Consider the following 23774-nt stretch of genomic DNA (forward strand, 5'->3'; position numbering starts at 1 on the left):
CCGTTAGCGCTCCTTCTTGCGGCCTACATCGAGCTTGCCGCGGAAGGCGTCTTCAACGACCTGCTCGAAGGCCGTCATGATGTCGCCGCATGTCCGTTCGCTCTCGCCCGTGCGCCTGGCTATTTCAGCGATGACATAGGCGTGGTTGCGCCGTGCGCCCTTGGACGCACGGCCCCATGCGTCGCCACGGATGGCCGCAAAGGTGTTCAGCACATTCTCGCAGGCCAGCGGGGCCAGCCGGGTCCGCTCCGCGACTTGCGCCGTCACTTCGGCCCTTCTCATGGCTATCTCCTTTCGTTGGGGGCTGGAAGCATGGGCTGGGCGATTCGCGCCGGCCCTGATCTGACGCCGGCTTGCCTCGGGGACCGCAAGTGCGCAAGCTGGCCGTCTGTTTTCCGATGAGCGACCACCGTGGACACGATCGACCTGCGCAGCGACACCGTTACCCGTCCCACGCCCGCCATGCGCGCCGCCATGCTGGACGCTGAGGTTGGCGACGACGTGTACGGCGAGGACCCCACCGTCAATGCCTTCCAGCAGCGCGTCGCCGAGGAGCTGGGCTTCGAGGCTGGTCTGTTCGTGCCTACCGGTACGCAGTCGAACCTGCTGGCGCTGATGTCCCATTGCGAGCGCGGCGACGAGTACCTGGTGGGCGCGGACGCGCACACCTACAAGTTCGAGGGTGGTGGTGCCGCCGTGCTGGGTTCGATCCAGCCGCAGCCGATTCCGCACGACGTCGACGGCAGCCTGCCGCTCGACAAGCTGGCGGCTGCCATCAAGCCGGTCGATCCGCACTTCGCCCGCACGCGACTGCTGGCGCTGGAGAACACCTGGCATGGCCGCGTGCTGCCGGCGGACTACCTGCGCGCCGCGCATGATTTTGCGCGCGAGCGCGGCCTGGGCCTGCATCTCGACGGCGCCCGCCTGTTCAATGCCGCGATAGCCAGCGGCGTGAAGGCGGGCGAGATCGCGCGGTATTTCGACAGCGTGTCGGTGTGCTTTTCAAAAGGCCTGGGTGCGCCGGTCGGCTCGGTGCTGGTGGGCTCGACGGCGTTGATCGACAAGGCGCGGCGCTGGCGCAAGGTGGCGGGCGGCGGCTGGCGCCAGGCTGGCTTGTTGGCCGCCGCTGCCCAGTATGCGTTGGATCACCACGTCGATCGGTTGGCCGAGGACCATGCACGCGCGGCGGCGCTCGCGGCGGGCCTTGGCGAGATTCCCGGGGTGAAGCTGCTCGGCCAGTTCACCAACATGGTCTTCATCGACGTGCCGGCTGACCGGTTGCGCGAACTGGACGTCCATTTGCGCGGTGCCGGCGTGCGCATCAGCATCGGTTATCTGCCGACGCTTCGCCTGGTGACGCACCTGGATGTCGATGACGAGGGCGTTGCGCGCACGGTGGCTGCGTTCCGCAGCTTCTTCACGCGCTGAAGCCACTTTCTTTTTTGTAGGAGCGCACCCAGTGCGCGAACGCAGACTACGGCATCACCGCTCCGTCGGCTTTTCGCGCACTGGGTGCGCTCCTACAGGGCAGAACGCGAGTTCAGGCGCCCTGCTTTACCGGCGTGTTGAACTTGCGGATGAACTCGCGCACCTGCGGATAGACCGTCTGGCGCCAGCGGCGTCCGCTGAAGATGCCGTAATGGCCCGCGCCTTCCACCACGCGATGCGCGCGCCGTCCCGCCGGAATACCGCTGCACAGGTCGTGGGCAGCCTCGGTCTGGCCCAGGCCGGCGATGTCGTCCAGTTCGCCTTCCACGGTGAACAGCGCGGTGTCCTTGATGGCCTCGGGGCGCACGCGTTCACCTGCCACGTCCCACAGGCCGCGCGGCAGCAGGAACTGCTGGAACACGGTGGCGATGGTATCGAGGTAGTACTCGGCCGGCATGTCGAGCACGGCGTTGTATTCGTCGTAGAACCGGCGGTGCGCTTCGGCATCGTCCTGGTCGCCGCGCAGCAGGCTCTCGTAGAAGTCCCAGTGCGAATTGAGGTGGCGGCCCGGGTTCATCGCGATGAAGCCCGCATGCTGCAGGAAGCCGGGATACACCTGGCGGCCTTCGCCCGGATAGTTCGCCGGCACCGTATGGATCACGTTGCCCTTGAACCAGCTCAGCGGGCGCGTGGTGGCGAGGTTGTTGACGCCGGTGGGGTTGCTGCGCGGCTCGATCGGGCCGCCCATCATCGTCATGCTGAGCGGCGTGTCTTCGCCGCGTGCGGCCATCAGCGCCACTGCAGCCAATACGGGCACGGTGGGCTGGCACACGGAAATCACATGCACGCTCTTGGCGCCGATGTGACGGATGAATTCCTCGATATAGGCCACGTAGTCGTCGAGATGGAACGGGCCCTCGCTGACCGGCACCATGCGCGCGTCGATCCAGTCGGTGATGTAGACCTTGTGGTCCTGCAGCAGCGTGCGCACGGTGTCGCGCAGCAGGGTGGCGTGATGGCCCGACAACGGCGCGACCACCAGCACGGCCGGGTCGCTCTTCATCTTCTCGATGGTGTCCGGGTCGTCGCTGAAGCGCTTGAAGCGCTTGAGCTGGCAGAACGGCTTGTCCAGCACCACGCGCTCGATCACGGCGATTTCCTGGCCGTGCGCGGTCACCTGCGGAAGATTGAAGGCGGGCTTTTCGTACTCCTTTCCCAACCGGTGCAGCAGCTCATAGCCGGCCGCCAGCCGATCCGCGCCCGGCACATGCGAGAACGGGCTCGTCACGTCGCTGAACATCTTGGCGCTGGCTTCGGCGTAGTGGCTCAGTGGGCCAAGGATGGCGCGCTGCCACTCATGAATCTGATAGAGCATGCGGTGGAACCGGAAGCGTCGGAATGCCGCATGTTACCCGGTTTGCGCAAGCCGTGCTGCGCCGCCGCATCGTCTCAATCTTGATGAATCAGCCGCTTACGTCCGGCGGCAGAGTAATACCACTTCATCCACGCCCTGGGTCGAACCCATGCCGGCCCGCCATTGCAACGGCTTCTGCAGGCGTAGGCCGAGCGGCATCAGCACGTGGTTGTACCACCACAGCGCCCGCTCCCGATGGTGCGTGAGGTACCACTGGCCGATGGCGAGCAGTCGCGACGAATTGGCCTGCATGCCATAGACCGCGCTCTGCTCGATGGTCCAGCCGTGGGCCGCGAGGCGGCGCACCAGCATCACCGGCTCGTAGCGGCGGGCGTGCCCGACAAAATCGTCGAAGTCGGTCCACGCCTCCGGATGAAGCGGAACGGAAAGCAGCATGCGCGCATCTGGCGCAGCCACGCGCGAGAGCTCCTGCAAGGCGCGTTCGTCGTCGGGCAGGTGCTCCAGGATGTCCAGCGCGCAGATCAAATCGAACCCGGCGGTCGGGCAGGGCAGGGCACTCAGCGAGCCGCGCATCGCGCTCGCGCCATGGGCGCGCAGGCCTTTGGTGGCTGAAGGGCTCAGGTCGACGAAATACGTGCCGTCCAATGGCAGTCGCGGACGAAGTCCGGGAGCAACCTCCAGGCGACGCGGCAGCGCCATGGCGAGGTCCCGCACCATCGGCCACGTATTGAAACGACGGGGGTCGACCAGACGCGAGCCCGCCCAGAGCGACTCGTAGAAATCTGCATTGATGCGACGGAGGTCCGCAGCGGTCCGTTGGGGAAGGGCGAGGCTGGGCATGCGCGCAGTGTGGCGCATGAGGCTGACGTCAACGTGAAGTGCGCGTATGCAATTCAGTGCGCGCCATCACATCGTGGACGGTTCGACGACGTGGATCGAGCGCCGCCATGCCAAACCACACGGCCCATGCGATGGCCACCGCCCACAGCGCGCCACGCGTGCCCATCCAGGGCGCCAGCCCGAGCAGCAGCAGCGGCAGTGCAGCGGCGAGCAGGCGGACCAGCGCCTGGCCAAACGTCAGCGGACCGCTATCGGCGCCGGTGACCCGGATGCGCCAGGGCCGCATGCCCAGCGTCTGTCCGCCACGCATCCACGACGCGACGAAGTAGGCGGACACGACCAGGGCCTGCAGCGGCTGATACCACCACGCGATATGCGCGTGCCCGTTGCTGGTGATCAGCATGCCGCCGGTCACGCGCTGGCAGACATAGCCGACCACCATCACGATCGCGACCACGGCGAGCAGGTCATAGAGCAGCGCCATCAGGCGGCGCCACAACGGGCAGTACTCAGGAACGGTAGCGGTGATGGAAGTCATCGAACAGGCAGCCGGTAGGAAGGATCGCTTGCACGCGACGGGGCCGGCGGCGAGCATCGCGTCCATGCAACAGGAATTCCCAAGTATCGCCGAAGCGGACCGTCTCAGCATCGATGCCTTCATCGAGCGCGTGTGGTCGGAGGATGGCCTGGCCGAGCGCACGCTCCAGGCCTATCGCCAGGATCTGGAGGCGCTGGCGCGCTGGCTCGCCACGCAGGGCCTCGGTTTGCGTAGCGCGCAGCGCCAGCATCTGTCCGCCTACCACGGCAGCCAGCCGGTGGCGGTGCGCTCGCTGGCGCGGCGCCAGTCGGCCTTCCGCCGCTATTACGCCCACCTCGCGCGTACCGAGCCGGGGTTCGATGATCCGACCCTGCTGATCGAACGCCCGAAGACGCCGCGCAGCCTGCCCAAGGCACTGGCCGAGCGGGAGATCGAAGGCCTGCTGGATGCGCCGGACGTCACCACCACCCTGGGCCTGCGCGACCGCGCCATGCTGGAGCTGATGTATGCCTCGGGCCTGCGCGTTTCGGAGCTGGTGGAACTGCCCCTCAGCGCGCTGAATCTGCGTCAGGGCGTGGTCCGCGTCACCGGCAAGGGCGGCAAGGATCGGCTGGTGCCGATCGGCGAGGTCGCTGCCGAGCGTATCGAGGCCTACCTGGCGACCGCGCGGCCTGCGCTGGCGAAGGGCCGGCAACCGCGGGCCCTGTTCCTCAGCAATCGCGGCGAGGGCATGACGCGCCAGATGTTCTGGACCCTGGTGAAGCGCCACGCATCGACGGTCGGCATCGTGCCCAAGCGCATCTCGCCCCACGTGCTGCGCCATTCCTTCGCCACCCACCTGCTCAACCACGGCGCCGACCTGCGCGCCCTGCAGATGCTGCTGGGCCATAGCGCACTCAGCACCACGCAGATCTATACGCTGGTGGCGAAGGAAGGGCTCAAGCGCCTGCACGCGCAGCACCACCCGCGCGGCTGAGGCGTTTCCCGGGTGTGCAAATCCGCCGGCAGTCCGGTTCATCCGGCTGTGCGAGAATGGCATTTCCCCGTGTTTCCGCCAGGCGGAAACGCCGATCCATGAGGTAGACGATGTTCAAGCAATGGTTGCTGGCGTTGTGCGTCAGCGGTTTCGCGCTCAGCGCCTGTGCGGCTCCCGACAGTACCGCGGCCGGTCCGGAAAGCACCGTGCGCAAGGCCGTGCTGTCGTTCGCACCCAAGGTGACCATCGATTCGGTGAAGCCCGCGCCGTTCCCGGGCTTCACCCAGGTGATCGCGTCGGGACAGCTGGTCTACGTGAGCAACGACGGCAAGTACATGTTGAACGGCGACGTGATCGACCTCGCCAACCAGCACAACATCGACGGCTGGGCCGACTTCCGCAAGGCCGAACTGGCCAAGGTGCCCGAAACCGATCGCATCGTGTTCTCGCCGGCCAAGCCGCGCTATCGCGTCACCGTGTTCACCGACGTCAACTGCGCGTACTGCCGGCAGTTGCACGAGCACATCGCCGACTACAACAAGGCCGGCATCGCGATCGAGTACGTGGCATGGCCGCGCGAAGGCGTGACCGATGCAGCCGGCCGCACCACGCAGACCTACAACGAGATGGTGTCGGTATGGTGCTCGGCCGACCGCAAGGCCGCGTTCACCGCCGCCAAGCAGGGCAAGGCGCCCAAGGCAACCAACTGCCCCAACCCGGTGAAGGACGAGTTCGAGCTGGGCGTGAAGCTGGGCGTGAATGGAACGCCCTCCGTGATCGGTGAAGACGGCACGATGCTGGGCGGCTACATGACGCCGTCGCAAATGCTGCAGCGGCTCAGCAAGGGTAGTTGAGGCGTTCGGGGTCGTTCGTGTTGGCGCGGTTCTCCAGCGCGCCTTTGTCCCGCGCCGCAGCTCTTGCCCCTCCATGTAGGAGCGCACCCAGTGCGCGACCGCCTTTCGCGCCGGTTTTCATCTGCAGTCGTCCCGGCGTAGGCGGGACGGAGCGCGGCGCGCGCAGAACGCCTGAATTGCGGCTCGAAGGGGCGAGCGAAGCAATCACCAGTAGCATCATTTTTCGGTTGTCGCGATACCGGCAGGTTGCTCTCCTGCGGCGGGCTTCCGTCCTCCTGCCGGAGGCCGGGTCACTTCTCTTTGCAAGGCCAAAGAGAAGTAACCAAGAGAAAGGCCACCCCGATGCCGCGCCCCTGCGGGGTCGCAGACGGGAGGCGGGTGGATCGACAGGGCGTCCTGCCCTGACGATCCACTGGCCGGCGTCCTGCCGGCCACCCTGCGGGCTGATCCACCTCCCGTCTGCTCGCGGCATAGGGGAGGGAAGGTCAAAGACCAGAGCCAAGAGCGGGGCTCTCTTCCCTGTAGGAGCGCACCCAGTGCGCGACCGCAGAGGTAATAGATACGCTGCGGTCGCGCACTGGGTGCGCTCCTACAGGGGGGAGGCACGAGCAGCGGCGCGTGCGGAAACCGTCGCGTGACACCGCGACTGTTACACCTCGTGATGCAATCCCTCTGCCTGCACCGCAGCACCGCCACGCGGCACCAGCTCCACCAGGTACATTGCCGCCAACACCAGCGTGCCGCCGACCACCATGCGCCAGGTGAGCGCATCGTTGCCGAAGGTCACCGCGAAGCCTGCGGCGAATACCGGCTCCATCGTCATAACGATGGCCGCCCGCGTCGGCGAGAGGTGTGCCTGCGCCCAGGTCTGCACGAGCATGGCGCCCGCGCCGGCAGCCAGCGCCATGTAGATCACCGCCAGCCACGCGCCGCCGTCTGGCGGCAGGCTTGGACCCGATGGCAGCGTGGCGAGAAGGCAGATCAGCGCGATCACCAGCATCTGCACGGCGGACAGTGCGAACGCGTTGCCCGGCCGTGACCAGGCGCCGAGGCCGACGATGTGCAGGCCATACAGCAACGCCGAGATCAGCGTGAGCCACACGCCGTAGCCGATGCTGAAGCCGTGCAGCGCGAGCAGTCCGAGACCGCCCACGGAAAGCAGTACCGCGATCCACGTGATGGAGGGCAGGCGCTGGCGCAACAGGACGGTGCCGAGCAGTGGCGTGAAAACCACATACATGCCCGTGACGAAACCGCTGATGCTCGCCGAGGTGTGTTCCAGACCCGAGGTCTGCAGCAATTGCGCGATGCCATACATGGCGCCCAGCGCGATGCCTTGCAGCCATTCGCGACGGCCCAGGCGCAGCAGGTGGCGATGGAACAGCGCGATCATCACCAGGGCGGCGATCACGAAACGCACGGCAAGGAAATCCGCCACCGCCATGCGCGCCACCAGATCCTTGATGAGGAAGAAGGTGGAGCCCCAGATGGCGGTGACGCTGATCAGTCCGAACGTGGCGAGCGCCGCGGTGCGCTTGTCCGTCGCGCTCATGCGTTGTTCCCATGGGCCAGCCGGCGTCGCAGCAGACGCAGCCACTGACCGGGAATCTGCAGCAGGAAATGCGACCAGATGCCAAGCCACACCAGGGCGGACACCCACGGCTTGCGTGCTTCAGGGTCGAACTTGCGGAACCAGCGCCACATGCCGCGATGCTTGTGGCGACTGACGAAGACCGGGCGATGCCGGCTCGAACTGCCCTTGCCGTGCAGCACGCGCACGTCGCCGGCGAGCATCACCTTGTAGCCCGCGTCGCGAACGCGACGGCACAGGTCGAGGTCTTCGCAATGCAGGAAATAGGCTTCGTCAAAGCCCGCCAGGTAATCGAAGAGGCGTCGCGGCAGCACCATCAGCGCGCCGGACACGGCTTCCGCCTCCACCAGCTCGTGCGGAATCGGGCCTTCGATGTTCACGCCTTCGCCGGGCCGGTTGAACATGGTGTTCAAGGAACGCTTGAGCAGCGGGTCGCGGCGGTAGGAGGCCGGATCGGGTTCGCCGTTCTCGTCGCAGACCACGGCGCCGACAAGACCGACGCGTTGCTGCGTGGCGAGGACGTCGAGCAGGCGGACCAGCGTCGCGTTGTCGATCAGGCAGTCGGGGTTGAGCACCAGCACCGTCTTGCCGTGCGCGTGCGATACGCCGCGGTTCACGGCCGGGCCGAAGCCGAGGTTTGCATGGTTGTAGACCACCTGCAGCCGGGCGTCATTTTCATGCGCACGCGCGATGGCCTGCGGAATGCCGTCGGCCGACGCGTTGTCGACCAGGATCATTTCCAACGGCAGTTCGCACGCCAGCACGCGACGCACGCAGTCGCGCAGGGTGGGCCCGCTGTCGGCGGCGACCACGATCACGCTGAGCGGCAGCAGGGAAGAGACGGCTTGGGTGGTATCGGTATTCACTGCGACAAGTATGCGTGAGGTGATGCGTGTTCTGGATGTGAAAGACCGTCGATCTTGCCCGAAGTCGGCTTCAGTGCGAGCGACCGCGCCCGAGCACTTCGTGGAGTGGTGCCGGTACGCCCTCCTCGCCGCGGGCCAGCCAGGGCTGCTCGCCTTCCCAGCCGCTGAGCACCCATCCGGCCAGCCGATAAAGATGGTCGCTGCGTCTGTCCCACAGGATTTCGCCCCGGTCCCCCGGCAATCGGGCGGCGAACCATCGACCGCCCGGGCCGAAGCAGCAGCGGGGGCTGGCGCGTTCGATCACGCGGCCTTGCGCGAACACGTAGCGTCCGCGCCCGGGGCCGCGTGCTTCGTACCGTACGGATTCGCCGTCGGGATCGGTGAATGCCTCCCGTGCCTCGCTCCAGGCAACGCGGGTGAGCTCGATGATGTGCGCGGGCGGACCGATCGGCGCCAACGCAAGCTCGCTCCATTCCGGCGTGGCCGCTGCCGCTGGCGCGCGCCTGACGCGGCGGTCAAGCAGTGATTCCATCAGCGCAAGCAGGGAATAAGCGACCAGCGCGCCGAGCAAGGCCGCAGCCCAGGTGAGCGGGCCGCCACCCCAGGCACGTTGCGCCGCGAACAGCACGCCGGGAAGTCCCCAATACAGGCCGCGCCGACTGAGCTCGGCATAGTGCTCGATGCGGTGACGGAACATCACCGCGCCCAGTACCAGCAGCAGCCATAGCGGCAGCCCCATCCACCAGGGCAGCAGCGCCATCGCGATCGTCCACGCCGCCGCCGGCAGCAGGGTCACCCACCGGCGGCTCGCGTGGGTGGCCACGTCAGGTCGGCAGCAGCGGCCTGGCGTGGCGGCGCGTCATCAGCCGCACCACACCCGGGCGTTGCGGAACATGCGCATCCACGGCGAATCCTCGCCCCACTTCTCCGGATGCCAGCTCATCTGCACGGTGCGGAACACGCGTTCCGGATGCGGCATCATGATGGTGATGCGACCATCCGCGGCGGTGAAGCCGGTGAGGCCGCCGGGCGAGCCGTTCGGATTGAGCGGGTAGTCTTCGGTGGGCCGGCCGCGGTTGTCGACGTAGCGCAGCGCGCCACCGGACTTCGACGGGCTGCAGCTGTGCGGAAAGCTCACGCGGCCTTCGCCGTGCGCCACCGCGACCGGAATGCGCGAGCCGGCCATGCCCTTGAAGAAGATGCTCGGCGAATCGAGCACTTCCAGCGTGGCCACGCGCGCTTCGTACTGTTCAGACGCATTGCGCAGGAACTTCGGCCAATGCTGGGCGCCAGGGATGATGTCCTTCAGCTGGCTCATCATCTGGCAGCCGTTGCACACGCCCAGCGCGAAACGCTGGGCGTCGGCGAAGAACGTGCTGAACTCGGCGCGCAGGTATTCGTTGTACAGGATGGACGTGGCCCAGCCGCGACCTGCGCCCAGCACGTCGCCATAGGAGAAGCCACCGCATGCCGCAAGACCGCGGAAATCAGCGAGCTTGATGCGGCCGCTGGCGAGGTCGGACATATGGACGTCCACGGCGTCGAAGCCGGCGCGCGTGAACGCCGCCGCCATTTCCACCTGGCCATTGACGCCTTGTTCGCGCAGCACGGCCACGCGCGGACGCGCGCCCTTGTTGATGTAGGGCGCGGCGATATCGTCGGACGGGTCGAAGGTGAGCTTGGGACTGATGCCCGGATCGGCATCGTCCAGGCGCCATTCGTTCTCGGCGTCGGCGCTGATCGGGTTGTCGCGCAGGCGCTGCATCGCGTAGCTGGTTTCGTTCCACGCTTCGAACAGCGTGCGCCAGTTCCACTTGAACTGCGTCTCGCCGTTGTGGAACAGCTTGATGCCCAGCTTTTCCTTCGGCCGGCCGATGCGATAGGCCATGCTGGTGAGTTCGTGTTTCACCAGCAGCGCTTCGAATGCTTCGCGATTGGCCGTGCCCACCTGCACCACCGCGCCGAGTTCTTCATTGAACAGCGCGCGCAAGGCGGCTTCGGCCCAGCCGTCGAGATGGATTTCCAGGCCGCAATGGCCGGCGAAGGCCATTTCCAGCAGCGTGACGATGACGCCGCCATCGGAACGATCGTGATAGGCCAGCAGCAGACCGTTGGCGTTCGCTTCCTGCACGAGGTTGAACAGCGACTTCAGGCGCTTGGCGTCGTCCAGGTCCGGCGGCACGCCACCGCCTCGGTTGAACACCTGCGTGAGCGCGGAGCCGCCGAGGCGGTCGCGGCAGGCGCCGAGGTCGAGCAGCCACAGTTCGGAGTCGCCGCGATCCAGGCGCAGTTGCGGCGTGAGCGTGCGGCGCACGTCGGTGACACGGGCAAAGCCGGTGATCACCAGCGATACCGGCGACACGGTGCGCTGCGTGGTGTCGCCATCCTTCCACACGGTCTGCATGGACAACGAGTCCTTGCCGACCGGAATGGAGATGTCCAGCTCCGGGCACAGTTCCATGCCGACGGCCTTCACGGCGTCGAACAGGGCGGCATCTTCGCTGCCGTAGTTCACCGCGGCCATCCAGTTCGCCGAGAGGCGCACTTCGCCTAGCGAGGCGATCGGCGCGGCGGCGAGGTTGGTGATGGCTTCGCCCACCGCAAGGCGAGCGGCGTCGGCGCTATTGAGCAGCGCCACCGGGGCGCGCTCGGCCATCGCCATCGCTTCGCCGGTGTAGCCGTCGAAATCGGTGATGGTGACGGCGGCATCGGCCACCGGCACCTGCCACGGGCCGACCATCGGGTCGCGGTGGTTGAGGCCACCGACGGTGCGGTCGCCGATGGTGATGAGGAAGCTCTTGCTGCCCACCGTGGGCAGGCGCAGCACGCGCAGCAGGGCCTCGTCCATGCTGATGCCGGCAAGGTCGGGCACCAGGTCCACGCGCGGCTTCACGTGATGCGCATCGCGATGCATGCGCGGCGGCTTGCCGAACAGCACGTCCATCGGCAGGTCGATCACCGTGGTATCGGTGCGCGGGTCATGTACCACCAGGCGACGCTCGGAGGTGGCTTCGCCGACCACGGCATACGGGCAACGCTCGCGCTGGCAGTAGCCCTCGAATTCCTCGAGATCGGCCGCGCCGATGGCGAGCACGTAGCGCTCCTGCGACTCGTTGCTCCACAGCTGCATCGGCGACAGCGAGGGGTCGTCGCACGGCACCTTGGAAAGGTCGATGCGGCCACCGACGCCGGCGTCGTTGAGCAGTTCCGGAATCGCGTTGGACAGGCCGCCCGCACCCACGTCATGCACGCTGACGATCGGGTTCTGGTCGCGGCGGGCCCAGCAGCTGTCGATCACCTGCTGCGCGCGACGCTCCATCTCGGCGTTGTCGCGCTGCACGGAGGCGAAGTCCAGCTCCTTGCTCGAGGTGCCCGACGACACCGACGAGGCAGCGCCGCCGCCCAGGCCGATCAGCATGGCCGGGCCGCCCAGCACGATCACCTTGTTGCCCGGCTGCACGTCGCGCTTCTGTACGTGGTTCGCGCAGATGTTGGCGAGGCCGCCGGCAATCATGATCGGCTTGTCGTAGCCGCGGCGCACGCCGGCTTCGCCGGTTTCGTGCTCGTAGGTACGGAAATAGCCACCCAGGGCAGGGCGGCCGAATTCGTTGTTGAACGCGGCGGCACCCAGCGGACCATCGCGCATGATTTCGAACGCCGTGGCCATGTGCGGCGGCAATGGGCGTTCCACTTCCCACGGACGCGGCTTGCCCGGGATGCGCAGGTCCGATACCGAGAAACCGGTGAGGCCCGCCTTCGGCTTGGCACCCCGACCGGTCGCACCCTCGTCGCGGATCTCGCCGCCGGCGCCGGTGGCTGCGCCCGGCCACGGTGCAATGGCGGTCGGGTGATTGTGCGTCTCCACCTTGATCGCGTATTCGACACGCTCATGGTGCGGATGCCACACGCCGTCCTGGTCGGGATAGAAGCGGTTGCCCTCATAGCCTTCGATCACCGCAGCGTTGTCCTTGTAGGCGGACAGCGTGTGGGCGGGCGAGTGCTGGTGGGTGTTCTTGATCATGGCGAACAGGCTCTTGTCCTGTGCCTCGCCGTCCAGCGTCCAACTGGCGTTGAACACCTTGTGGCGGCAGTGCTCCGAGTTGGCCTGCGCGAACATGAAGAGTTCGGCGTCGGTCGGGTTGCGACCCAGCTCGGCGTAGCGATCGACGAGGTATTCGATCTCGTCATCGGCCAGCGCCAGGCCCAGCTCCTTGTTCGCCTTGTCCAGCGCCGCCTTGGCGTCGCCACCCAGCTCGATGTACACCAGCGGACCGGGCTTGCCGCCGAGGAACAGGTGCTGCGCCTCGTCGAGGTTCGTGAGCACCGACTGCGTCATCGCATCGTGCAGCACGTTCATCACCGCGTCGTACTGCGGCATGTCGGCGGCCGGCAGTCCGGCCACCTGCCAGGCCACGCCGCGCTCCACGCGGCGCACGTCGAAGCCGGCGCCATGCAGGATGTCGGTGGCCTTGCTCGACCACGGCGAGATGGTGCCCAGTCGCGGCACGACCCATACCGAGGCCGTCTCCGGCGCTGCGTCCTTCGCCTCAAGCACTTCCAGCAAGCGACGCCGCTGCTCGCCCTCGGGCATGCGGTCGGCGTCGATGAAATAGATGAACCAGGACGATTGGACGCGCGTGCCGTGATGGATGGCTTCCAGGCGCGCGTTCAGGCGTTCAAGGCGAAAAAGCGAGAGGGCGCTCTGCCCGTCGAGTGCGATCATGCGGGGAACGGGGGCTATGCGAAAACGCCTATTGTACCCCAAGGCGGGTGAGGGTTTCTGCGGCGCAGCAATGGGGTGATCTGGGAGCGCGCGGCCGCGCGCTCGGGCAGGTGTGGCGCTAAGGCTTTGAAGGATCAGTATTTCCGCGGTTTGGCTGTGCGATTCGGCGGAGCCCTGGGGTCGCAGGGCTCTCCCCCCTGTAGGAGCGCACCCTGTGCGCGACCGCCTTTTGCGCCGGCCCACATGTCTATCGTTTCGAGGTTCCAGTGCCCAGTCGCCGTATCGCGACAACCCAAAACCGACGCTGCTGGATCACCAGCCTGCGGCTGTTGTGAAGCGTCTCCGGCCTACGCCGGGATGACGAGCAAGATGAAGACCGCCGCGAAAGGCTATCGCGCACAGGGTGCGCTCCTACAAAAAGGACGCAACCCAAAAGGGCGGTGATCACATAAGGAGGTGACCAAAAAAGCAGGCAGGCAACAGTCAGCGAAGCACCCGCCAAAGCGGGCACAAAAGCAGACCTCAATGCCCCTTCTTCGGCCGCGGCTGCATCGCAATCCTCACCAGGTAAACCACGATCGCGATATTCCCCAGCAGCGCCAGCAGCTTCAGCCATGTGAAGTGGTGGAACACCTCATAGAACTCCAGCGGCACCAGCGACCCCGTGGCGATCACCGTAAACCATTCCGCCCAGTGCTTGCGCAGCCACAGGCCGGTGCCTTCGGTGGCGAAGATCGCGGCATAACCGATCGCGACCAGCCCCACGGCGATGAAGCGGCTGTGTCCCCATTGCTGCAGCAGGCTCACCAGCTGCCAGCGCAGGCCGTTGGTGTCGGTGAGCGAGAGATGCTCAAGCCAGTGCACGAAGCGATCGAAGTTCTGCTCGCGCTCCAGATGGAAGGCCGCGGCGGCGGCGAACAACAGACCCACGGTCTTGATCGCCTTGTAGATGGCGATGATGCGCAGGCCCAGGCTGTGCTGTGCCTCCACGTCGGATGAGGGCTGGGTAAGGTGGTGCTCGGTCATGGCTCAACGATGGGCTGGCCTTACATGGTCGCCGCGGAATGATGAATGCAGCGCTACGAAAAGCACAGCGGCGAAGGTCATGGATATAACGAACAAAGGCCATGCCCCGGCAAGGAGCATGGCCTCGGGTTCGCTTTGAAGCCAGTCAGCAGCAGCGTCCGCCGGTACCCTTGTAGCGGGCGATCTGCCGTTCCCGGAAAAATTCCTTGTAACTGGGTACCGGCCGTTCCGGGTGATGCGTGCGCAGATGGTTCACATAGACGTCATAGTCCGGAATGCCGCAGCAGAGGCGGGCGGTTTGCACCGCCCACTTCCGTATCGCTTGCAGGTTAGGGACGTTCATATCGAAGCCCTCAATGGGTGGGCGCGCTACCCAGCGCCACGTATGGTTCTTCGTGCGCGGTCGGGTGGTTGATGCGCCAGGCCTTCATGATCGCATTGATGGCGAAACCCGCCATCGTCAGCACCAGCAGCATGAAGATGCCGGTGAGCGCGGCGTCGACGTAGTTGTTGGTGACGATGCGCTGCATCTCCTCGGCCGTCTTGGCGGGCGCGAGCAGCTTGCCGTCGGCCGCTGCCTGCGCGTACTTGTTCGCGGCGGCAGTGAAGCTGATCGGGCCGCTGAGCTTCTGCCAGCCAGCGGTGAGCGTGCACACCACCAGCCAGACCGCCGGGATGCCCGGCACCCACACGTAACGCTCACGTTTCAGCTTCACCGTGACTACCGTGGCCAGCATCAAAGCGACGGCGGCCAGCATCTGGTTCGCGATGCCGAACAGCGGCCACAACGTGTTGATGCCGCCCAGCGGATCGACCGCGCCCTGGTACAGGAAGTAACCCCACAGGCCCACGCAGATGGCGGTGGCGAGCAGGTTGCCCGTCCACGACTCGGTATGCTGCAGCGGCTTGTGCACCAGGCCGGCGATCTCCTGGATCATGAAGCGGCCCACGCGCGTGCCGGCATCCACCGTGGTGAGGATGAACAGCGCTTCGAACAGGATGGCGTAGTGGTACCAGAACGCCATCATCCCTTCGCCCGGGATGATGCCGTGCAGCAGCTGGGCCATGCCCACCGCCAGCGTCGGCGCACCGCCGGCACGGCTCAGAATGGTCTTCTCACCAATGTTCTGCGCGGTCGTCAGCAGTTCGTCAGGCGTCACCACGAAGCCCCATTGGCTGATGGCCGTGGCCGCATCCTGCGCGGTGGTGCCGATGAGCGCGGCGGGCGAGTTCATCGCGAAGTACACGCCCGGGTGCAGCGACGCGGCGGCGACCAGGGCCATGATGGCCACGAAGGCCTCCATCAGCATGCCGCCGTAGCCGATCATGCGCGCCTCGCCTTCATTGGCGATCAGCTTGGGCGTGGTGCCGGAGGAAATGATCGAGTGCCAGCCCGACACCGCGCCGCAGGCGATGGTGATGAACAGGAACGGGAACAGGTTGCCCTGGAACACCGGGCCGGTACCGTCCACGAACTTGGTCAACGCGGGCATCTGCAGCGTCGGCGCGGCCAGGAAGATGGCCAGCGCCAGCAGCAGGATGGTGCCGATCTTGAGGAAGGTGGAGAGGTAGTCGCGCGGCGCCAGCAGCAGCCACACCGGCAACACCGACGCGCAGAAGCCGTAGGCGATCAGCAGCCAGGCCAGCGCCTTGGCGTCGAAGTCGAACATCGGCGCCAGCGTCGGCGAGGCGGCCACGTAGGCGCCGCTCCAGATCGACAGCAGCAGCAGGATCAGGCCGATGATCGAGACTTCGAGGATCTTGCCCGGGCGGAACCAGCGCAGGTAAGCGCCCATCAGCAGCGCAATCGGAATCGTGCAGGCCACCGTGTAGGTGCCCCACGGGCTGTGCGTCAGGGCCTTGACCACGACCAGCGCCAGCACCGCCAGCACGATCATCATCAGCACCAGCACGCCGAACATGGCGACGATACCGGCGACCGGCCCCAGCTCGTCGCGCAGCATGTTGCCCAGCGAGCGGCCGTCGCGGCGCACCGACAGGCCCAGGATCATGAAGTCCTGCACCGCGCCGGCGAACACCACGCCGAACAGGATCCACAGCGTGCCGGGCAGGTAGCCCATCTGCGCGGCAAGCACCGGTCCCACCAGCGGACCTGCGCCGGCGATGGCGGCGAAGTGATGTCCGAACACCACCCATTTGTCGGTCGGCACATAGTCCAGGCCGTCATTGCGCAGCACGGCCGGCGTGGCGCGCGAGGGGTCCATGCGCAACACTTTGTCGTTGATGAACTTGCCGTAGAAGCGATAGCCGATGACGAACACGGCAATCGCGGCGGCGACCAGCCAGATGGCGTTGATGGGTTCGCCGCGGCGCAGGGCGACGACGCCCAGGCACCAGGCGCCCACGATGGCGATGGCGGCCCACAGGATCTTGCCTGCCGGGCTAGGTTTGACGACGGCGCTTGACATGCGGATTGGCTCCTGGACAGTCCCCTGACAGGGTCGTCCCGGCGACTCCGGGGGTCAATGGCATTATGCGCCGGCAAATATTAGCCATTGGTCGAATGCGGGCCGAGCTTGGGTACACCTCGCGGACATGCCCGGCGCGTACACTGATTCACCCGGCAGCGGCCTCAAGGCCGATGCCAAACCGATGAACAAGCGAGGTTTTTCATGATCCGCGAGATCCTGAAGATGGGCGATCCGAGGCTGCTGCGGGTGGCTCCCGCGGTGCCCGACGCCATGTTTGGCAGTGCGGAGCTCGATGCGCTCATCGTCGACATGTTCGACACCATGCATGACGCCGGTGGCGTCGGGCTGGCCGCACCGCAGATCGGCGTGGACCTGCAACTAGTGATCTTCGGCTTCGACAGCTCCGACCGCTATCCCGACGCGCCGGCGGTGCCGCGCACGATCCTGCTCAATCCGGTGATCACGCCGCTCTCGCAGGACATGGAAGAAGGCTGGGAGGGTTGCCTTTCCGTGCCAGGGCTGCGTGGTGCGGTGAACCGTTACACGCTGATCCGTTACCAGGGATTCGACCCGAAGGGAGCGCAGATCGACCGCACGGCGGAAGGTTTTCACGCGCGGGTGGTGCAGCATGAGTGCGATCACTTGATCGGGCGGCTTTATCCGTCGCGGATCACGGATTTCAGCAAGTTTGGGTATACGGAGGTGTTGTTCCCGGGGATGGATGCGGGGGCGGACGAGTAGCGATAGTTTGCCGCTGCCGCTGCCGCTGTCGCGATGCATTGGCGGTCAGCCTCACCTGTAGGAGCGCACCCAGTGCGCGATCGCCTTTTGCCTCGGTCGCCACGCTAACGCCGCTCTTTCACATTGTGGGAGCGCACCCTGTGCGCGACAGCCTTTCGCGCCGGTCTTCATGTTTTCGGATTTTGCGAGAGCGGGTTTTGGCCTTCGGTTGCCATGCTGCCGCGAGCCTGCCGCTTACGCAGCGGGCGTTTCGATCTCCTGCCGGAGCTCGAGTCACTTTTCTTTTGCTGGCCCAAAAGAAAAGTAACCCAAAGAAAATGGCCTTAAGAGCCAAGGCTTTTAGCAGTACGTGGGATAGAAGCGTCGGGCGACTGAGGCCAGCCTTGGTGCGCTCGTTACTACCTCGAACGGCGCGGCTACACCGCAACGCGCCATAGCGGAGAGGACTTGAAGCAGCTTTGTTCCGCGGTGAGGGATCGGATGCCATACCCTCTCTCCCTCTCCCCTCCGGGGAGAGGGCTGGGGCGAGGGGCGGGTGCTCGCGAGTGGGTGGCAAACACGTTCTTTTTGCAACGCAACACGTGTCTTGCGGCTTGGCTTCCAGTCCCGCCCAACAGACCCAACCCCGTTGCTTCTCCGGCCGAATGCGGCAACCCTACGCGCTGGCCCTGACCCGACCGGTCGGGGTGACGTATCCATGGATCACCAGGGGAGCACCAATATGACGGGCATGAACTCGTGAGCGGCAACCATCCCAGCGCGGATTCGCGCAAAGAGCTGACCGTCCGCGGTCTCATCCTCGGCGTGGTGATCACGGTGGTGTTCACCGCGGCCAACGTCTTCTTCGGCCTCAAGGCCGGTCTTACCTTTGCTACCTCGATCCCGGCGGCGGTCATCTCGATGGCCCTGCTGCGTGGCTTCAAGGATTCGACGATCCAGGAAAACAACGTCGTCCAGACCATCGCCTCGGCGGCGGGCACGCTGTCGTCGATCATCTTCGTGCTGCCGGGCATGATCATGATCGGCTGGTGGGCGGACTTCCCGTTCTGGACCTCGTTCGCGGTGTGCGCGCTGGGCGGCACGCTTGGCGTGATGTACTCGATCCCGCTGCGCCGCGCGCTGGTGACCGACACCGACCTGCCGTATCCGGAAGGCCTGGCCTGCGCCGAAGTGCTGAAGGTCGGCAGCGGCGACGAGGCGGATGCCGACAGCGTGGAAGAAGGTCGCGCCGGTCTGCTGGCCGTGTTGTGGGGTTCGATCGTCTCGGCGGTGTTCGCCGTGATCGTGGCCACCCAGGTGTTCGCCAGCGACGTGGTGCAGTACTTCCGCGTGGGCAACAAGGGATCGGTCAGCGGCTTCGACTTCAACCTGTCGTTCGCCCTGTTTGCGATCGGCCACCTCGTCGGCCTCTCGGTCGGCATCGCGATGTTGATCGGCGCGCTGATCGGCTGGGGCTGGGGCGTGCCGCATTACTCGTTGATGGGTGACCTCACCGCCTCGGTGGCGGATCTCGCCCAGGGCACGTGGAGTCACAAGGTGCGCTTCGTGGGCGCCGGCGCCATCGGCGTTTCGGCGATCTGGACGTTGGCGAAGCTGGTGAAACCGGTGATCAGCGGCCTGGCGAGCGCCATGGCCGCATCGCGTGTACGCAAGGCCGGCAAGGCCGACACGTTGCCGCGCACCGAGCGTGACATTCCGATCGGCATCGTGGGCCTGATCACCGTCGCCTGCTTCGTGCCGATCGGCTGGCTGCTCGGCTACTTCGGCACCACCAGCGGCCTGGGTGATCACGTTGGCGTGCTCGCCATCGGCGGCGTGGCCTTCGTGGTGCTGATGGGCTTCTTTGTCTCCACCGTGTGCGGCTACATGGCCGGCCTGATCGGTTCGTCCAACAGCCCATTGTCGGGCGTGGGCATTCTGGTGGTGATCGCCGCGGCGCTGCTGCTGGTAGCGTTCGTGAAGCCGCACGTCGGTCCGGAAGAGGGCAAGGCGCTGGTGGCCTTCGCGCTGTTCATCACCTCGGTGGTGTTCACCGTGGCGGCCATCGCCAACAACAACCTGCAGGACCTGAAGACCGGCCAGCTGGTCGATGCCACGCCGTGGCGCCAGCAGGTGGCGCTGGTGGTGGGCGTGGTGGCTGGCGCGGCAGTGATTCCGCCGGTGCTGGACCTGCTCAACAAGGCCTACGGTTTCGTGGGCGTGCCCGGTGCGGGTGCGCACGCGCTGCCGGCACCGCAGGCCGGCCTGATCTCGGCGCTTGCGCAGGGCGTGATCACCAACAACATCGACTGGAGCCTGATCATCACGGGCATCTGGATCGGCGTGGCGATCATCCTGATCGACGAAATCCTTCGCCGCACCACCAAGCACATGAGCATGCCGCCGCTCGCCGTCGGCCTGGGCATCTATCTGCCCACGGTGAGTACGCTGATGGTGGTGGTCGGTTCGATCGTGGGCTGGTACTTCGACCGTCGGGCAGATCGCTCGGCCAAGCCGGAGACCACCAAGCAGCTCGGCGTGCTGCTCGCCTCCGGCCTGATCGTGGGCGAAAGCGTGATCGGCGTGGTGATTGCCTTCATCGTCGGCTTCTCGGGCAAGGCCGCGCCGCTGGCGCTGGTTGGCGAGGGCTTCGCGGGCGCCGCCCAGTGGATCGGCGGCATTGCCTTCGCGGCGGTCGTGTTCGTCATGTACCGCTGGATAGCCCGGATGGCCAAGGGCCTGAACAAGGCGTAATGCCGGGGTTGCGGCCGCGCCAGACGGCCGCAACCGAATGTCATCTCCTCATGCCACGATCGAACAGGAGATAGCCGCGACAGGCTATCCTAAGCGGTCGCAGGTAACGTACTGCGCGGTGGGTTTGTGGAGGCGTTGAACGCGTGGTGGAGCAGACTGGGGCGAACGCCTCGATTCCCGGTGAGGTGACGACTCGCCCTGGCCTGGCGGCCCGGTTGCGTCGTCTTGCCGGTCCTCTGCTTTCCGTCGCCATGCTCTGCCTGGCGCTGTGGGCATTGCACCGCCTGGCCAGCGAAGTGAGTTACCGCGAGGTGGCCCGCTACGTCCATGGCCTCGAGAACCATCGCATCGCCCTGGCCGTGCTGCTCACCGCGGGCAGCTACGGCATGATGATCCTGTACGACTGGTTCGGCCTCGCCACGATCGGCAAGCGCCTGCCCGGGCCGCAGGTCAGCCTCATCTCCTTCATCAGCTACGCCTTCAGCAATGCGCTGGGCATGGCGCTGCTGATCTCCGGCTCCATCCGCTACCGCTTCTATATCCAGGCCGGGCTCACCACCGCCGAAGTGGCGAAGGTGGTGGTCTATACGACGCTCAGTTTCTGGCTGGGCCTGTGTGCGCTCACGGGCGTGACGCTGCTGCTGGTGCCGGTGCCATCTTCACTGCCGTTGGCGAGCCTGCGATTGCCGGTGGCCGTCGTACTCACCTTGGTGCCGCTGCTTTGGCTGGTGGGCGGAAAACTGCTGGGCCGTCCGTTGCGCCTGTGGCGCTGGCGCGTGCACCTGCCGTCGCCCCGGGTCGCGGCGCGCCAGATTCTGGTGGGCGCGATCGACTGGGGTTTGGCGGCGTACGTGCTGTACCTGCTGATGCCCAACGACGTCGACACCGGCTTCGGGCATTTCCTCGCCATTTTCGTGTTGGCACAGATCGCCGGCCTGGTGAGCCATGTTCCCGGCGGCCTGGGCGTGTTCGAGGCGGTGATGCTCGCGGGCTTCGGCGCAGCGGGCAACCAAGGGCTGGAAGCGCCGATCCTCGGCGCGCTTGCCGCGTATCGCCTGATCTACTACTTCCTGCCGCTGTTCGCCGCCACCCTGGTGGTGCTGTGGCGCGAGGCGCGCGGGCTCCGCCAGAAGGCGCTGCTGGCGCCGTGGTTCACCGGCCTGCTGCCGCCGTTCTTTGCCGGCCTCACCATGGTGTCGGGCGCGGTGCTGCTGTTCTCCGGCGCGACGTCGGCGTTGCCGGCGCGCATGGCGATCCTGCGTGATGTGTTGCCGCTGGCGGTGCTGGAAGTCTCGCACTTCCTCTCCAGCGTGGTCGGCATGATGCTGCTGATCCTCGCGCGTGGCCTGCAGCGTCGCCTCGATGCGGCCTATGTGCTCACGCTCATCCTGCTGGTGCTCGGCGCCGTGCTGTCGCTGCTCAAGGGCATCGACTACGAAGAAGCGACCTTGCTTTCGCTGCTCGCTCTCGCGCTCGCGCCGGCGCACAAGCTGTTCTATCGACGCGCCTCGATGTTCAGCGCAAGCTTCTCGTGGGGATGGATCATCGCGATCGTCGCCGTGCTGGTGTGCGCCGGCTGGCTGGTCGGCTTCAGCTACAAGCACGTGGAATACAGCACCAACCTGTGGTGGGAGTTCAGCTTCTATCACGGCGGTGCGCCACGCGCATTGCGCGCGCTGGTGGGCGCGGCGGCGGCGGGCCTGCTGTTTGCGCTGGCCAACCTGATCCGGCCTGCGCGCCCGCACCTGCAATTGCCCAGCGAGCCCGATCTGCAGAAAGCGCTGCCGCTGATCAAGCAATACAGCTCGGCGCAGGCGCATCTGGCGTTGATGGCCGACAAGACGCTGCTGTTCGACGCCGAAGCCAAGGCCTTCATCATGTACGACGTGGAAGGCCGCAGCTGGGTCGCCATGGGCGATCCGGTGGGCGAAGACGAAGAGGCGCGCCGCGAGCTGGTATGGAGCTTCCGCGATCTGTGCGAGCGCGCGGGAGGCTGGCCGCTGTTCTATCAGGTGCGGCCGGAAGACCTCGACCTGTATCTCGAAGTGGGCATGAACCTGATCAAGATCGGCGAGGAAGCGCGCGTGCCGCTGGCCGAGTTCAATCTCGACGGCAAGTCGAAAAAGGTCCTGCGCAACACGGTCAACAAACTCACGCGCGAAGGCATGCGCCTGGAGATCATCCCCGCCGAGGCGGTGGCGCCGCTGCTGCCGAAGCTCAAGGCGATCTCCGATGCATGGATGCGCGACAAGGGCGTGCGCGAAAAGGGCTTCTCGCTGGGCACCTTCGATCCGCAATATCTGCAGCGCACGCCGATGGCCCTGGTCTGGCAGAACGATCAACTCGTGGCGTTCGCCAACCTTTTCCTCACCGACAGCAAGGAAGAAGCCTCGCTCGACCTGATGCGTCACCTGCCCGAAGGCACGGCTGGCGTGATGGACTTCCTTTTCATCGAGCTGATGCAGTGGGCGAAGCGCGAAGGTTACCGCTGGTTCAATCTCGGCATGGCACCGTTCTCCGGCCTGCAGAACCGCCGCAGCGCGCCGCTGTGGAGCCGCCTGGGCGCCCTGCTGTTCGGCCGTGGCGAGCGCTTCTACAACTTCCGCGGGCTGCACAAATACAAGGACAAATTCGATCCCGTGTGGGAACCTCGCTACCTCGCGGTGCCTAACGGCATCGCCCTGCCGCTGGTGTTCGCCAACGTGGCGAGCCTTATCTCGGGTGGACTGTCTGGCATGGTGCGCCGTTGAAACGACTCTGGAAGTGGATTGCGCTGGTCATCCTGATCGCCGCCGGCATCGGCCTGTGGGCCTGGCAGCCGTGGCATCACGCGTCGCTGGATGAATCGATCGTCACGGTGCCGGCCAAGCCGGGCGTCACGCCGCTGGCGGGGCGCGAGGACGTGGTGGCGGTGTTCTATTCCGGCGATGGCGGCTGGCGCGATCTTGACCAGTCGCTGGGCAAGATCATCGCCTCGCACGGCATCCCGGTCGAAGGCATCAGCCTGCTGCAGTACTACTGGCGCGAGAAGAGCGCGGACGAGTCGGCCGCCGACCTCGATGGGTTGATCACGCGCCTGGTGGCGTCGGGCGAGAAGAAGCGGATCTGGCTGATCGGCTTCTCGTTCGGCGCCGACGTGCTGCCTTCCATCGTCGACAAGCTCAGCCCCGAGGGGCGCGCCCGGATTGCGCAGATCGTGATGTTGTCGCCCAGCAAGGACGTCAACTTCGAGATCGAAATGGAAGGCTATATGCGCGAGGGCTGGTGGAAGACCCACACGCAGGATTTCTTCCAGTGGCTCAATCCGGTGAAGCACTACGACGCCCGCGCGCCGCTGCTGGCCTTGGACGGCCATCCCCCGGTGGTCTGCTACTACGGTCTCGACGACAAGGACGAGACCATCTGCGCCGAGCCGGACCTCCCCGCATGGATCAAGGTCTATGCGAAGAAGGGTGACCATCACTTCGACTACAACTACGAAGGCCTGGCGCAGCAGATGATCCAGGACCTGCCGGCGCACTGATCACCGCCCGTTGTTGCAGGAGCGCACCCCGTGCGCGACCGCAGCATGTCCGGTCGTTCCGGTCATCGCTTGTCGCTCGACCTCAACGGTGTTTCCGCGCCATGCCCATCGCGCACGGGGTGCGCTCC

At 66.1% G+C, this 23774-nt stretch carries 18 protein-coding genes and 1 tRNA gene; 7 read left to right on the forward strand and 12 right to left on the reverse strand.

Translation table 11 applies throughout. From position 1 onward, the window contains the following. Positions 1–3: 3 nt before the first annotated feature. Positions 4–666, reverse strand: coding sequence for a hypothetical protein (locus CA260_RS21065; RefSeq protein WP_172461711.1), 663 nt, complete (start codon positions 664–666; stop codon positions 4–6). A 20-nt stretch (positions 667–686) separates the two neighbouring features. Then, positions 687–770, reverse strand: a tRNA-OTHER gene (locus tag CA260_RS21025). 73 nt (positions 771–843) lie between these two features. Here CA260_RS21025 and CA260_RS21030 point away from each other — a divergent pair. After that, a complete protein-coding gene (locus tag CA260_RS21030) occupies positions 844–1428 on the forward strand; it encodes a threonine aldolase family protein (protein ID WP_148667367.1) in 585 nt (194 codons plus the stop codon). A gap of 112 nt (positions 1429–1540) precedes the next feature. On the opposite strand, the gene CA260_RS03855 is transcribed toward CA260_RS21030, so the two are convergent. The 3 genes from CA260_RS03855 to CA260_RS03865 form a co-directional block, all read right to left on the reverse strand. Then, positions 1541–2803: a polyhydroxyalkanoate depolymerase gene (locus tag CA260_RS03855; protein WP_111981104.1), complete on the reverse strand. Its 1263-nt coding sequence runs from the start codon at positions 2801–2803 to the stop codon at positions 1541–1543. A 96-nt stretch (positions 2804–2899) separates the two neighbouring features. After that, a complete protein-coding gene (locus tag CA260_RS03860) occupies positions 2900–3661 on the reverse strand; it encodes a class I SAM-dependent methyltransferase (protein WP_238149602.1) in 762 nt (253 codons plus the stop codon). Positions 3662–3671: 10 nt separating this feature from the next. Further along, positions 3672–4181: an RDD family protein gene (locus CA260_RS03865; RefSeq protein WP_111982989.1), complete on the reverse strand. Its 510-nt coding sequence runs from the start codon at positions 4179–4181 to the stop codon at positions 3672–3674. 64 nt (positions 4182–4245) lie between these two features. Here CA260_RS03865 and xerD point away from each other — a divergent pair, with 64 nt between their 5' ends. Both xerD and CA260_RS03875 read left to right on the forward strand, forming a co-directional pair. Continuing rightward, positions 4246–5157, forward strand: coding sequence for a site-specific tyrosine recombinase XerD (xerD, locus tag CA260_RS03870; protein WP_111981105.1), 912 nt, complete (start codon positions 4246–4248; stop codon positions 5155–5157). Between the two features lie 110 nt (positions 5158–5267). Continuing rightward, positions 5268–6011 carry a DsbC family protein gene (locus tag CA260_RS03875; protein ID WP_111981106.1) on the forward strand — a complete coding sequence of 248 codons (744 nt, stop codon included), beginning with the start codon at positions 5268–5270 and terminating at the stop codon, positions 6009–6011. Positions 6012–6660: 649 nt separating this feature from the next. Here the strand turns inward: CA260_RS03875 and CA260_RS03880 are convergent. The 7 genes from CA260_RS03880 to CA260_RS03910 form a co-directional block, all read right to left on the reverse strand. After that, complete coding sequence (locus tag CA260_RS03880) at positions 6661–7563, reverse strand: DMT family transporter (protein ID WP_111981107.1); 903 nt, start codon at positions 7561–7563, stop codon at positions 6661–6663. Next, complete coding sequence (locus CA260_RS03885; RefSeq protein ID WP_238149603.1) at positions 7560–8468, reverse strand: glycosyltransferase family 2 protein; 909 nt, start codon at positions 8466–8468, stop codon at positions 7560–7562. The genes CA260_RS03880 and CA260_RS03885 overlap by 4 nt, the downstream gene beginning before the upstream one ends. A 70-nt stretch (positions 8469–8538) precedes the next feature. Beyond that, the gene (locus CA260_RS03890) at positions 8539–9291 is read right to left on the reverse strand and encodes a hypothetical protein (RefSeq protein ID WP_111981108.1); all 753 of its coding nucleotides are present in this window, start codon (positions 9289–9291) and stop codon (positions 8539–8541) included. A 39-nt stretch (positions 9292–9330) separates the two neighbouring features. Beyond that, the gene (purL, locus tag CA260_RS03895; protein WP_111981109.1) at positions 9331–13191 is read right to left on the reverse strand and encodes a phosphoribosylformylglycinamidine synthase; all 3861 of its coding nucleotides are present in this window, start codon (positions 13189–13191) and stop codon (positions 9331–9333) included. 522 nt (positions 13192–13713) lie between these two features. Further along, positions 13714–14217, reverse strand: coding sequence for a DUF2127 domain-containing protein (locus CA260_RS03900; RefSeq protein WP_111981110.1), 504 nt, complete (start codon positions 14215–14217; stop codon positions 13714–13716). 145 nt (positions 14218–14362) lie between these two features. After that, the gene (locus CA260_RS03905; protein ID WP_111981111.1) at positions 14363–14560 is read right to left on the reverse strand and encodes a YbdD/YjiX family protein; all 198 of its coding nucleotides are present in this window, start codon (positions 14558–14560) and stop codon (positions 14363–14365) included. Positions 14561–14570: 10 nt separating this feature from the next. After that, positions 14571–16646, reverse strand: coding sequence for a carbon starvation CstA family protein (locus CA260_RS03910; protein WP_111981112.1), 2076 nt, complete (start codon positions 16644–16646; stop codon positions 14571–14573). A gap of 204 nt (positions 16647–16850) precedes the next feature. Here CA260_RS03910 and def point away from each other — a divergent pair, with 204 nt between their 5' ends. The 4 genes from def to CA260_RS03930 all read left to right on the forward strand — a co-directional run bounded on the left by def (position 16851) and on the right by CA260_RS03930 (position 23646). Further along, positions 16851–17390: a peptide deformylase gene (def, locus tag CA260_RS03915; protein ID WP_111981113.1), complete on the forward strand. Its 540-nt coding sequence runs from the start codon at positions 16851–16853 to the stop codon at positions 17388–17390. Positions 17391–18128: 738 nt separating this feature from the next. Then, a complete protein-coding gene (locus CA260_RS03920) occupies positions 18129–20123 on the forward strand; it encodes an OPT family oligopeptide transporter (protein ID WP_111981114.1) in 1995 nt (664 codons plus the stop codon). A gap of 143 nt (positions 20124–20266) precedes the next feature. Further along, positions 20267–22873 (forward strand): bifunctional lysylphosphatidylglycerol flippase/synthetase MprF, encoded by a 2607-nt coding sequence (gene mprF / locus CA260_RS03925; protein ID WP_238149604.1) that lies wholly within the window; start codon positions 20267–20269, stop codon positions 22871–22873. After that, positions 22870–23646, forward strand: coding sequence for a virulence factor family protein (locus CA260_RS03930; protein ID WP_111981116.1), 777 nt, complete (start codon positions 22870–22872; stop codon positions 23644–23646). The genes mprF and CA260_RS03930 overlap by 4 nt, the downstream gene beginning before the upstream one ends. The last annotated feature ends 128 nt before the right edge of the window (positions 23647–23774 follow it).

The sequence above is a fragment of the Dyella jiangningensis genome, assembly GCF_003264855.1.
Classification (GTDB): Bacteria; Pseudomonadota; Gammaproteobacteria; order Xanthomonadales; family Rhodanobacteraceae; genus Dyella; species Dyella jiangningensis_C.

Bases quoted from the DNA above. Each gene is read 5' to 3' on its own strand.
- CA260_RS03855 (WP_111981104.1), bottom strand. From the start codon at position 2,803: ATGCTCTATCAGATTCATGAGTGGCAGCGCGCCATCCTTGGCCCACTG.
- CA260_RS03860 (WP_238149602.1), bottom strand. From the start codon at position 3,661: ATGCGCCACACTGCGCGCATGCCCAGCCTCGCCCTTCCCCAACGGACC.
- CA260_RS03865 (WP_111982989.1), bottom strand. From the start codon at position 4,181: ATGACTTCCATCACCGCTACCGTTCCTGAGTACTGCCCGTTGTGGCGC.
- xerD (WP_111981105.1), top strand. From the start codon at position 4,246: ATGCAACAGGAATTCCCAAGTATCGCCGAAGCGGACCGTCTCAGCATC.
- CA260_RS03875 (WP_111981106.1), top strand. From the start codon at position 5,268: ATGTTCAAGCAATGGTTGCTGGCGTTGTGCGTCAGCGGTTTCGCGCTC.
- CA260_RS03880 (WP_111981107.1), bottom strand. From the start codon at position 7,563: ATGAGCGCGACGGACAAGCGCACCGCGGCGCTCGCCACGTTCGGACTG.
- purL (WP_111981109.1), bottom strand. From the start codon at position 13,191: ATGATCGCACTCGACGGGCAGAGCGCCCTCTCGCTTTTTCGCCTTGAA.
- CA260_RS03900 (WP_111981110.1), bottom strand. From the start codon at position 14,217: ATGACCGAGCACCACCTTACCCAGCCCTCATCCGACGTGGAGGCACAG.
- CA260_RS03905 (WP_111981111.1), bottom strand. From the start codon at position 14,560: ATGAACGTCCCTAACCTGCAAGCGATACGGAAGTGGGCGGTGCAAACC.
- CA260_RS03910 (WP_111981112.1), bottom strand. From the start codon at position 16,646: ATGTCAAGCGCCGTCGTCAAACCTAGCCCGGCAGGCAAGATCCTGTGG.
- def (WP_111981113.1), top strand. From the start codon at position 16,851: ATGATCCGCGAGATCCTGAAGATGGGCGATCCGAGGCTGCTGCGGGTG.